Origin of the sequence: Draconibacterium sp. (assembly GCF_041583095.1) — a bacterium.
Classification (GTDB): Bacteria; Bacteroidota; Bacteroidia; order Bacteroidales; family Prolixibacteraceae; genus Draconibacterium.
On record NZ_JBFHGM010000179.1, the window covers coordinates 1 to 10,877 of the forward strand.

8 protein-coding genes are annotated in these 10,877 nt (G+C 41.8%); 1 reads left to right on the forward strand and 7 read right to left on the reverse strand.

Annotated features, from left to right (window positions below):
* Positions 1–599 precede the first annotated feature (599 nt).
* On the forward strand, positions 600–848 hold the full coding sequence (locus ABZB17_RS15535) for a hypothetical protein (protein ID WP_372651351.1): 249 nt from the start codon (positions 600–602) through the stop codon (positions 846–848).
* A gap of 86 nt (positions 849–934) precedes the next feature.
* On the opposite strand, the gene ABZB17_RS15540 is transcribed toward ABZB17_RS15535, so the two are convergent.
* From ABZB17_RS15540 to ABZB17_RS15570, 7 genes are all read right to left on the reverse strand, one after another.
* Positions 935–2,524: a sulfatase gene (locus ABZB17_RS15540; protein ID WP_372651353.1), complete on the reverse strand. Its 1,590-nt coding sequence runs from the start codon at positions 2,522–2,524 to the stop codon at positions 935–937.
* Positions 2,525–2,661: 137 nt separating this feature from the next.
* On the reverse strand, positions 2,662–4,071 hold the full coding sequence (locus ABZB17_RS15545) for a sulfatase (RefSeq protein ID WP_372651355.1): 1,410 nt from the start codon (positions 4,069–4,071) through the stop codon (positions 2,662–2,664).
* A 5-nt stretch (positions 4,072–4,076) separates the two neighbouring features.
* Positions 4,077–5,528: a glycoside hydrolase gene (locus ABZB17_RS15550; protein WP_372651357.1), complete on the reverse strand. Its 1,452-nt coding sequence runs from the start codon at positions 5,526–5,528 to the stop codon at positions 4,077–4,079.
* Positions 5,529–5,557: 29 nt separating this feature from the next.
* Entirely contained in the window at positions 5,558–6,145 is a 588-nt protein-coding gene (locus ABZB17_RS15555) for a sulfatase/phosphatase domain-containing protein (RefSeq protein WP_372651359.1), read from the reverse strand.
* A 125-nt stretch (positions 6,146–6,270) separates the two neighbouring features.
* A complete protein-coding gene (locus tag ABZB17_RS15560; protein ID WP_372651361.1) occupies positions 6,271–7,875 on the reverse strand; it encodes an arylsulfatase in 1,605 nt (534 codons plus the stop codon).
* Positions 7,876–8,070: 195 nt separating this feature from the next.
* Positions 8,071–9,621, reverse strand: coding sequence for an arylsulfatase (locus ABZB17_RS15565; protein ID WP_372651363.1), 1,551 nt, complete (start codon positions 9,619–9,621; stop codon positions 8,071–8,073).
* A 16-nt stretch (positions 9,622–9,637) separates the two neighbouring features.
* Complete coding sequence (locus ABZB17_RS15570; RefSeq protein WP_372651365.1) at positions 9,638–10,714, reverse strand: hypothetical protein; 1,077 nt, start codon at positions 10,712–10,714, stop codon at positions 9,638–9,640.
* Between the last annotated feature and the right edge of the window lie 163 nt (positions 10,715–10,877).

The following is a 10,877-nucleotide window of genomic DNA, read 5'->3' on the forward strand; positions in this document are numbered from 1 at the left end:
AGCTTCCATATCGAATTTAGGACAACTTAACGTTCAGCCCTTCCCTAACTTGTGAGACCTCTGTATTTAGTACAGCTCGTTACTGTTAGGTACTATGGCTGGAAAAAACAACTCTAAATGCTGTAAAAATCCAAATGTACTGCGCGATCATTGCATACTGTCTGGTTGCCATAATTGGTAACAGATTGTAAGTTGACCGCTCAATCTACGAAATACTACAAATCCTTAGCATATCTCTACTCGACAAAACTCCTGTAAGAGAAGTGCTTACGAAATATGATTACAAAAATGGCTAAGAACTAAATAATAAACAATTAATAATCAGTGGGTTTTAATCGCCCACTAATGATTGTAAGTAAGTAAAAATAGTACTTAACTTACCGTACAGTCAAATGTAGCACTTCCAAGGTTCAGTTTACCAGTTTTCGGTAGAATCGAATGAATCACTTTTTGGCGATCAGAGCAGCAGTAACAGCGTAAACTGGGATGCAAAAACGAACCTCAACTGGACAATCATAAAACCACTGAAGTTTACACTTGATTATTCCTACAAATCGGGAAGTGTTACTCCTCAGGGCGAGGATCTGAAATTTCAGATGATGAACGCGGCGTTGAATTTTACTCCCCAGAAACTGCAGGGCTGGAATTTTTATGCCAAAATATTGGATGTAATTGGGACCAACCAGGCCGGCGGATTTACCGGAGCAACAGCGAATGGCATGGCCGTATTTCAGCGCGACTGGGTGTACGATTACGAGGGACAGATTGTAGAAATTGGTGCCTCATTTACCTTCAATCAGCGCAAAGAACAAACAAAACAACGATTAATCGGGGATAAATATTTCTAGAGATCAGGCTCCATTCAAAATAAAAAAGCGCAAGTAATGGCATCAAATCCATTGCTTGCGCTTTTTTTTATATCTGGCGTATATAACTATTTACGAATGGTAAGATCAGCATCGTAATCACTCTTATTCACCCAATTGGCAGGAACTTCTTCTCCCTGCATATAGCGGTTGTAATAATCTTTTACCACACCTGAATATTCGTAATTATCAAACACATCGCCATTTCCGAAAATCCGTGGATCACCCTGTTTTTGCAATTTCGCTGTCATTTCCTTACTCATCGTATTTCTGAGTTCGGTATAGTCTTCAATGGCTGCAAGGTTGTTCATACAGAACGGATCCTCTTTAATATTATATAACTCTTCTGACACGCGTTTACCAAAGTTAAGTTGCCAATACTCCGCTTCTCCTTTCTTTCTTCTCGTATCAAGAATGTATGTTTTTGTAGGGCTACCATCGCAATTCAGGTATCCGGTTTCAGGATTGCCTGCAGGCCACCGCTGTGGTTTAAAATTCCGGAGATACAAATAATTATCACGGATTATTCCGCGAATAGGATAACCTTCATCATTCGGGCGGCCAACATCATGGCGTTCCTTCCCGATCAGCACAAAATCACGATCAGGATTAATGATTCCCTCTTTTTCAGAATAAAAAATATCGGTAAGGCTGGTCCCTGTAGTTGGCTGCATTCCAACTGCTTCGGCCGACAAACCTGTTAATTCAAGATAGGTAGGCACAAAATCAATAAAATTCACAAAATCATCGACAACACGCCCCGGGTTTTTAATCCCGTTGGGCCAGCTTATCGCCAGTGGCAAATGATTGGAGTACTCGTATTCCTGTCCCTTAATCCGGGGGAATGGCATTCCGTTGTCAGCCGTAACAATAACTATGGTATTATTTAACTCTCCAATGTCCTCCAGCTTTTGTAACATCTTTTGCAAGTGGCTGTCAAAATACTCGATCTCAAAAGCATAATCAAGCAAATCTGTGCGTACAGTATCCACATCGGGCCAAAATGACGGCACTTCGTCAATTTCTGCCATATTCTTGTTTCCCTTTTTTATGCCTGATTGGAACTCGTATTCCCGATGTGGCTCAGTACTTCCGTACCAAAAACAGAAAGGTTTGTTTGCCGGCCGTGAATCCAAAAACGCTGCAAAATTTGCAGCATAGTCGTTCGTTGAAATTCCGGTGGTGGGAGGCTCCGTTTTAAATTCATCGAATTTGGGTCCGGTGAGTGTTCGTTTTTTTCCATCAATTTCGCCCGGATTACCGGGAGCCCAGCCTTTTCCTACACTCCCAACAAAGTACCCGTTCTCTCCAAGCACTTCTGCATATGTTTTAAATTTTGCCGGAAAATTTGGTGAATGATTACAAGCTTCCTCGAGTTGCCAGCTGTTACGCCCGGTTAAAATGCACGACCTAGAGGGCGCACATTTGGCATTTGGTGTATAGGCACGGGTAAATAAAATTCCGTTACTGGCCACACGGTCGAAGGCAGGAGTGTTTACCCAATCGCAACCATAAGCTCCAAAATGTTTCCACGAGGCATCATCAGCAATAGCGAAAAGAATGTTGGGAGCTCGTTTCTTCGCTTTTTTGGGATTTTCCTGACATCCACTCAGGATTGTAATAAGCGAAATCACCAACACAAGAATAGTTTGTTTCATCCGTTTAAATTTTCAAGTTTTTCAAAATCTACTTTAAAATTTGAGAACGGATGGAACCGCTCCGCTCTCACATAAACTTTTTTAATCATTCTTGTTTGTGTCGTTATGATTAAATAAGTTCATGTTCGTTTCATAGTTCATGGTCTGTTTTGATATTCAGGATTTAGTGTTTTAGGAACAGGAGCATTGGTTTCAATTCTCCAGTTTTCGAGCATTTCCAGCAACTCCTTAGCCTTATCGGGTTTCAATTCAGCCATGTTATTTTCTTCACTAATATCATCCTTAAGGTTATATAATTCAATATCGTTATTTTCGAAATATTGGATCAGCTTCCAGTCGCCAAGCCTCACAGCCGATCCTGGGCGTGTCCGGAATAGCGGATCCTGGGTGGTAGTATCGTTCTTGATATAAGCTTGTAAATAAATGGGGAAATGCCAGTATAACGGACGTTCTTCAAGCGCTTGATTTTCTGTTAGTACCGGCACAAGTGATTTTCCATCGAGCACTTTATCTTTTGGTTTCTGAATTCCCGCCACTTCAAGTATTGTTGGATAAAAATCGAGATTGGTAACCGGAATACCGGATTTTTCTCCTTTTGGAATTTTTCCTTCCCAAAAAGCAAACATCGGTTCGCGAATTCCACCTTCGTAATATGCTCCTTTACCCGAACGTAAGGGCCATTGTTTGGTAATTCCGTAATGCCCGCCATTGTCGGATGTAAATAAAACAAAGGTATTTTCTAACTTCCCCTGCTCTTTCAATAGTGAAATTATCCTGCCGATTTGTGCATCAACATTCTCCACCATTGTAGCATATTTAGCATTATTCTGGCCGTTCCATTCTTTTTTGTTTTGGTACTTTTCCATCAATTCTTTCACTGGCTGAATTGGCGTATGAACAGCATACGGAGAGTAATACAAAAAGAATGGTTCTTCCCGCACCGATGATAGAAAATCAAGAGTTTTGTCGACTACCAGGTTGGTTAAATAATAATCATCAGACGGAGGTGTAAGCGATGGAACACTTTTGTAAGGAGGATAATAGCTTCCCGGATTCCCTGCATGGCTTCCGCCTATATTTACATCAAAACCACGTAATAAAGGATCATCTGTAAGGTGCCATTTCCCGGCATGGCAAGTGGTGTATCCATGTTGTTTCAGAATTTCCGGAATAAGCAAGTTATCATCGGGCATGTACTCGTTATTAGTTACAGGAATAAGTTTGCGGTCTTTACTTTTTCCGCGGTCTGAATTGCTTACCGTATAAATTTCATGACGTGGAGTCCACTGCCCGCTCATTAAACAAGCCCTGCTTGGTGCGCAATTAGCCGCACCGGCGTAGGCCTGGGTAAAAATCATTCCGTTTGCTGCAAGTACATCAATGTTGGGCGTTTCGTAGTATTCCGATCCCATAAAACCAACATCACGCCATCCCATGTCGTCGATATTAATCAAAAGGATATTCGGTTTTGCTGTATCATTTTTTACCGGAACACAATTAATATTCAGCAGCAGAACCAGTAAAATTATCAGATTATGGTATTTCATAAGATCTAAATATCTGCTTGAATTAGAAAAGTAGTTAATGAGAATTTTGGAGCAGAATAGCTTAGTACGTCTTTTACTTTTACAACTGCAACCTTTTGGCAGTTCTCGGTTTCGCTTGTTCTGAATACTTCTGAAATTCGTTTTATTTTCTGACTCCCTGTAAATTTCAGGTTCATAGGTTTCAGGCTATCCGTTGTATTTAAAATGGCCACTACAATTTCCTTTTTATCCGGACTTTGTGCTGCCAATACCGCATTGTTGTTGGTATCCAAAAGTTGGTATCCCTGTTTGAAAAACCGGGTAATTTGCATACGTACATATAAATTTTTCAGAAGCTCGTATTCTTCTGTTTCAAAGTTGCATTTTACCAATCCCCACACATCGTTATTCTCCTCCATCAACTGCCAGTCAAGCCAGGCCTGAGGCTCCATAATGCGCAAATCGTCAAACATTTTTTGGGCAAGCAGCAGATTATTTTCAAGCCCCCTTGCCGGTCGGGGTAACCCCATTGGCCCGGTTTCCGATTGCCAAAATTCTTTTCCCGAAGCTTTAACCAGTTCTCTCGCTATTTCCCTTTCCTTGTTTGTTCCGCCATAAGTGTGCGTGTTTAGCTGCTTTATTTTATCCAGAATATCACCGGCTTCCATATAGCTTTTAACTACCCTGTTAAACGATTTCACATTGGTTTCATCCGAAGCTGAAATGGCAGTTTCCAAACCCGACTTTTGCAATTTCAGATACAATATTCTGATGATCTCCATCTGTGTTTCAGGTTCAAAATGGCAGCCTTCCTGGCTTCCCAGGTAGTTCCAGTACGCTGATGTTGATTCGTTAAAAGGCTCCAGTGTTTTAAACTCAATACCGTATTTTTCTTTGTAATGTATGCACACATCAAGCAGGTAATCGCAAAACATTTCATAAAACTCGGGACGAAGGTTATCATCGGAAGCGTTTACATTTCCTGCCGAACAACCGCTGTAGGTCATCCAATATGGTGGTGAATTTGAAAAAGCCTCAAAAACTGCATCAGGACGTTTAGCCTTAATCTTTAACATGATATTTCGTTGAGCTTCATCCGCCTCCCAATTGTAAGGCGATTGGGCCGAAGCTTTAAAACCTTCCATTTCGGCCCGTTTCCCTTTTCCTTTTACCATGTGCCCGCCTGCATGCGACGGATCGTCTCCTCCTCCTATGTTGTACCTGAAAATGTTCATATTCAAACCTTCGGGGGAGGTAAACAAGTCAATCAGGCTATCCACCAGGGGTTCGTTCCAGTTTCCAACCTGGCCTGCCCACCAGCACAATGAACTCCCCCAGCCTTCAATAGTTTGTTTGGTTTTTTCAGTAGAAATCTCCACCTCCTGCATTTCATCCTTGTCTTTATTTATCTGTGCAGGGACGGCATTAAGTTCAAATAAAAAACACAAAAGCAGCAGGGTTAAAACAGCATATTTCATAAGTTTAGGTTTAATTGAACAGATTAAATTTATTTTTCGGTCTTAAATTTATATATTTCACTGGTTTCGTGACTATTAAAAAGAATTTCTTTTAAATCAGAAACCTTTTCGGGATACTGATCCAATACATTAAAACACTCTCCCGGATCGTGTGTTAAGTTGTACAATTCACAGGATTCCTGTTCAGGTTTGTTTACGTTTAAGCGGATTAATTTCCAGTTGTTCTTTAGTACCGCCTGTTTGGCGCCCTGCTCATGAAATTCCCAGTACAGATAATCATGCTTTTTTTGTTTTGTTTCGCCTGTAATAGCAGGAAGAAATGAAATACCATCAACTGCCTGCGGCACCTTAACATCGATTAAATCGCACATGGTCGGCAGAAAATCCCAGAAAGCAAAGACATGATACAAAACAGAGCCCGCTTTTACTTTAGCCGGCCAGTGTACAATAAACGGAGCACGGATTCCTCCGTCGTACAGATCACGTTTCCACCCACGGAACGGTCCATTGCTGTCGAAATGGTTGGGCAAATGTCCGCCTTCTTTGTGGTTACCGTTATCGGATGTAAATATCACCAATGTATTCTCCAGAACACCCTTTTCATCCAGTAAATCCATTTTTGTGTATTCGATTTAGATAAGAATACAAATGAAACAAAGTGAGAGTTTACTTCACACAAAAAAGTTAAGTAATTTTTTGCCAGAATGCTTCCGTGCCTGCAGGGTATGAATAAGTTATATTTTCATTTTACGCCAATCGAGGTCGCCCAGTCACTATAGGCTTTAATCATCAGTTTTTGTCTGTCGGAATTTTCATCGATAACATTTTCTAATTCTGTTGGGTCAGTATTTAAATTATACAGTTCCCAGTCCTCTCCGTCTTTTGATACCAATTTCCAATCGCCCATTCGAACTGCCGCATTTCCTTCGTGTTCCCAGAACAGCGGAGTGCTTTTCTCTGAAGTTTCGCCACGAAAAACAGGCACCAAACTTTGCCCTGTTGATGGTTTTATTGTTGCGCCATTATATTCTTCAGGATAGTTTACATCTGCCATATCGCAGCATGTTGCCATAATATCGCGGATAGTACCGAGCTGCCGTGTTATTGTTCCTTCATTTTCAATTCCTTTTGGCCACCTTGCAATCAGAGGGGTAATAATTCCACCTTCGTGCACCCAATGTTTAAACATCCGGTAAGGCGTATTGCTAAGGTTGGCCCACGAACGGCCATAGTTGTGGTAGGAGTCACCTGTTCCGGGCACCGCATCACTGTCCCAGAAATTTCCCCAGAAGTCCTGCCCATTTTTACCTCCTTCGGCACATCCGCCGTTATCTGAAAGAAAAAGCACCAGTGTATTTTCGCTTTCTCCCATTTTTTCCAACTTATCCATTACACGGCCAATGCCAATATCCATCCGATAAATCTGCGCGGCATAAATCGACATTAACAAATCCATTTTATCCCTTTCCTCGTCACTCAAATCTTCCCAGGCATCTACCATTTCATCCCGTTCGCTCAATTGTATATCATCATCAACAATCCCCATTTCCTTCATACGGACAATCCGTTCTTGCCGCAATACGTCCCAGCCTTTTCTGAATTTTCCCCGGAATTTCTGAATATCTTCCTGTAAAGCATGTAATGGCCAGTGGGGTGCTGTGTAGGCCAGATACAAGAAAAAAGGTTGTTCTTTTTGCTTAGCCGTTTGCAGATATTCCAATGCATTTTCGGTAATAAAATCGGTCATGTAAAATCCATTCGGATCGGGAACATAAGCCTTACTGTCTTTGGCAAAAACCCGTTTTACACGATCGTTTTTTGCTTTTGTTATGTCGAAGTAGTTAGCTGCTCCGCTGATTAGCCCATGATAATTATCGAATCCCCTGTCGACCGGCCAATTGGGGCGTTCCTCTCCAACATGCCATTTCCCGGATGCTGCCGTATAATAACCGGCTTGTTTTAAAACTTCTGCAATGGTAACACATTCGTTATTCAGGTACCCCTGATACGGCCCCGGTTCTGTATCTCCGGTTTGTACCATTCCTCCCATACCTGCTTCATGCGGATAAAGACCGGTGAGTAAGGATGCACGGGTTGGGCAACAGCGCGCTGCATTGTAAAAGTTAGTAAACCGAATTCCTTCAGCGGCCAGCTTATCGATATTTGGCGTTCGCATTTCACCACCGTAACAGCCAATATCTGAATACCCCATATCATCAGCAAGGATAATAATGATATTCGGTTTAGTTTTCGTCTTTTCACTTTCATGAAATGCGAAACATGTTGTTGTAACATTCAGCAACAAAAGTCCAATAAGTACCCGTCCAATATTTTGCATTCGTTTCATCCGGTTTAATAAGTTTAATTAATTTCTGCCAAATGCTTTACCAGGCAATATCTATCTGCTACACTACGGCTTGTCAAGCAAGGTCTGGCAGAACAATATTCATCAGAATATTACTTTGATATTTCAACTGCAAAGCCCCAGTCAGCAAGTTAAGAAAAAGCTTTCAACGAAGAAACAGTAATAAATAAAGAGCTATTATTTCAATTCCAATGCCTCCACCTCTGAATTCAGTGTTCCAACAACTTTCTCGAAATCACTTACCATTTCATTCAGCTTATCGGGATTTGTTTTGGCCAGATTCGTCTGCTGACCGATGTCATCATTCAAATTGTATAGTTGGAATTCTGAAGAATTTCCCAATTCGATATTAACCTGCGCTGCAACCGCCGGCCCTTTGTATGGAGGAATCATTAACCAGTTCCCTTTTCGAAATGCTGTGCGCGATGATGCCTCTAATACAAGTTCTTCTCTACCTTCATCCGATTTCCCAAGTAAAATATCTAACAACTCCTCACTATCAGAAGAGTTTACCTCTGCGCCGGTTAATTTCGCAACTGATGCAAGAATATCAATCTGGCTGATTAGCGCGTCCGATTTTTTAGGTTCAATCTGTCCTTTCCAGTAGGTAATAAATGGAACACGTGTACCTGCTTCAAACAAACTGTATTTTCCACCTCGCAGACCACCATTCTGATCGTGATTGCCAATTCGCTCAACGGCATCATCGTAATAACCGTCGTTAAGTACCGGGCCATTATCGCTTGATAAAATGATCAGTGTATTTTCAAGAATTCCCTCTTCTTCCAGTATCTTTAAAAATTCACCAATACACCAGTCGGCTTCAACAATTACATCGCCACGCGGTCCAAGGTCGGTACTGCCTACAAATCGCGGATGTGGAGTACGCGGAACATGAGGTTGCTGCAAGGCATAATACAAAAAGAAAGGCTGATTTTTATGCTGCTTAACGTAGTTCTGTGCTTTCGCAAGAAAATGATCGGCCATATCCACATCGCTCCATTTAGCCTTTTCGCCACCTTTCATAAAGCCAATTCGCGGAATACCGTTAACGATTGAATTGTTATGCCCGTGATGCCATTTCATCGTCAGCATTTCAGGATTGTCCTTGCCGGTTGGCTCGCCTTCAAAATTCTTACTGTAGTCCACTTCTATCGGATCGTTCGTATCGAGGCCTTCCACCAAGCCATTTTTAAGATAAACTGTTGGTACACGGTCTTGCGTGGCAGCCATAATGTACGAATAGTCGAACCCCACTTCGTTTGGGCCCGGTGAAACGTGTTCGTTCCAATTCACATGACCACTACCTAAACCGAGGTGCCATTTGCCAACAACCCCTGTATAATACCCCTGTTCTTTTAACATTTTAGGAATGGTTACCTGTGCGGTATCAATAATCAGCGGTGCGGTGCCCGGCAAAATTTTGGCATCCTTATTTCGCCACGGACAAACGCCGGTAAGCAAGGCATAACGGCTTGGAGTGCAGGTTGCCGAAGACGCGTGTCCATCGGTAAACATTACTCCGTTGTTTGCCAAACGATCAATATTTGGTGTTTGAATTTCAGTAGCTCCGTAGGCTCCTACATCGCCATACCCCAAATCATCAAGATAAATGATAACAATGTTTGGCATATCGGAGATTGTCTCCCGCTTAGATTTACCTGTTGAACAGGAACTGAAAACACCCAGTAGAACCATTAGAAAAAGGTAAAGGTTTAATTTGCTCATTAGTTATAGGTTTCTTTTAGTTAAGTTCGAAATCGTAATTTCTATCGCAATATAGTTTATTGTTTCGAATTTCCAGCTCTGCCATTTGTAACACACTCTCCCTGTTTTTTAATGGCTGATCGAAAATTCGTATTCTTCCCTCTCCTTTTAGTTTTTCCAGATCGTAACGGCGCCAGGGCTCCACATGATAAAAAATAAATGCGCGGTCGTCTTTTACCGCAACGCTGCAATGCCGGGCCATCGAATTATCCAGATTTCGCGTACCTCCATCTTTAAGTATTGTTCCCTGAAATTTCCAGTTTTCGGCATCGGCAGAACTGTATACAAAAAATCCGTTGTGCGGATCGGTAATAAACCAATACTTCCCTTTCCAGTGAAAAATATAAGGCGCCTCCTCGAATTTGGATCCGGTTGCTTCGGAATTAAATACATCGCTTTTTGAGAAACCGGCTTCTTGCCAGTTGGTAAAATCGGAAGTGGTTAAATGGTAGAGCTCATTTTTCATTGCTCCCTTTTCCTTTCCTTTAAACCAAACGTGATACTGATTTTTACTTTGGTAAACGGTAGCATCGATAGTATTCAGGTTATCGCCATGCAAGGCACTTACCTTTTGCCAGCCATCAACAGGGTTCGTAAGAGGTGTTTTATAATGCACAATCCACCCCTGCCCGCCCCAGGCTCCCTGAGTTGGGATGGTGTCGGGTTTCCAGGTAACAAACATGTGCAAAGTATCGTTGGCCGAAATAATTGCAGGTGCCCAAAATGTTGATGTTGCATCTTTTTCACCGCCTACACCATCAAATTTGCAATAACCCTTAAATTCCCAGTTTATCATGTCTTTTGAAACAGCCACCCCAATTGGTGTTTGCAGCCAGGTATTTTCCAGCATCGGACGACGGGCTGTATAATAAATGTACCACTGTTGTTCGTGTTCGTTCCAAACAATCTCCGGATCGCAGGATCCCTGATAGTTCGGATCGACAAAAAGAGGTGCAGGAGCTTCATTTTGCTTCTTACTATTGTTGTGTGCACAAGCAACAAAACATAATGAAGCTAACAGAAATACCAGAAATTTAAGGGTATTATTCATCATTTTTTAAAGGAGAACTTTGTTAAATCAATGTCTAACGGATAGGTGTTAAACCATTCTTCCAGCTCTTTTTTTAACTCGGCAGCTTTGCCGGGTTCTTTATCTTTTAAGTTCTGTGTTTCGCCCATGTCCTTTTCAAGGTTATACAGCTGAACATTCGATCCAT

Excerpts from the sequence above, each read along its gene's own strand:
- ABZB17_RS15535 (WP_372651351.1), top strand. The coding sequence starts at position 600 with ATGAACGCGGCGTTGAATTTTACTCCCCAGAAACTGCAGGGCTGGAAT.
- ABZB17_RS15540 (WP_372651353.1), bottom strand. The coding sequence starts at position 2,524 with ATGAAACAAACTATTCTTGTGTTGGTGATTTCGCTTATTACAATCCTG.
- ABZB17_RS15545 (WP_372651355.1), bottom strand. The coding sequence starts at position 4,071 with ATGAAATACCATAATCTGATAATTTTACTGGTTCTGCTGCTGAATATT.
- ABZB17_RS15550 (WP_372651357.1), bottom strand. The coding sequence starts at position 5,528 with ATGAAATATGCTGTTTTAACCCTGCTGCTTTTGTGTTTTTTATTTGAA.
- ABZB17_RS15555 (WP_372651359.1), bottom strand. The coding sequence starts at position 6,145 with ATGGATTTACTGGATGAAAAGGGTGTTCTGGAGAATACATTGGTGATA.
- ABZB17_RS15560 (WP_372651361.1), bottom strand. The coding sequence starts at position 7,875 with ATGAAACGAATGCAAAATATTGGACGGGTACTTATTGGACTTTTGTTG.
- ABZB17_RS15565 (WP_372651363.1), bottom strand. The coding sequence starts at position 9,621 with ATGAGCAAATTAAACCTTTACCTTTTTCTAATGGTTCTACTGGGTGTT.
- ABZB17_RS15570 (WP_372651365.1), bottom strand. The coding sequence starts at position 10,714 with ATGATGAATAATACCCTTAAATTTCTGGTATTTCTGTTAGCTTCATTA.